The organism is Bacillus sp. P4_D3 (assembly GCF_056401855.1).
This window is the reverse complement of sequence record NZ_JBFUIN010001226.1, coordinates 1-653: the sequence shown is the minus strand read 5'-3', so window position 1 is coordinate 653 and position 653 is coordinate 1. Positions and strand designations below refer to the sequence as shown.

Genomic DNA, 653 nt, shown 5'->3' with positions numbered 1-653 from the left:
GTTGTGCCATCATAAGGCGTTCTGCTGCACGACTAAAGTTTAATTCTTCTGCCACCGTTATGAAATACCTCATTTTCCGAATATCCATTTCAATCCCCCTATCATAAACAAATAATAAACACTTCGCTTTTACTTCTCTAAGGTAAATAATTTTTTATTTTCAAGTGGTACAAAACAAGGCTAAAAAACTTATCTCCAAAGTTCTTTAGCCTTAATCACTTGTTACACATTAAAAAATATTATTCGTACAACGGTACCTTTATCAACTTCTGAATGGATCTCTACACTATGTCCCAATTGTTTTGTAATTTCATATACAAGATATAACCCCATTCCAGTTGATTCTTTAAAATCTCTACCATTTTCTCCTGTAAAGAACGGTTTAAATACTCTTGGTAAATCTTGCTTCGGTATCCCGACGCCACTATCGGCAATTTCAAGTACAACTGTATTACMTTCCCTACATGCTTTCACTTTAATCTTTTCTCTACTACCTGATGAGTATTTAATCGCATTCGATATAATTTGTCCAATTAAAAATTGCAACCATTTCGCATCACTTTCTACAGTAATACCTTTATCAATTTCAAGCTCTGGATATACAAAACTCCGGATAAAGAAGCGTTTATGTTCATGCACGGAATCATTTACTA

General features: G+C 33.6%; 2 protein-coding genes. Both read right to left on the bottom strand.

Features of this window, described 5'->3' with window-relative positions:
• Positions 1 to 88, bottom strand: an 88-nt coding sequence (locus tag AC1DTM_RS30470; RefSeq protein ID WP_477001703.1) for a LysR family transcriptional regulator, incomplete at its 3' end; no start/stop codon positions are given.
• A 134-nt stretch (positions 89 to 222) separates the two neighbouring features.
• Positions 223 to 653 (bottom strand): ATP-binding protein (locus AC1DTM_RS30465; protein WP_477001702.1); only part of this gene is annotated, 431 nt, incomplete at its 5' end.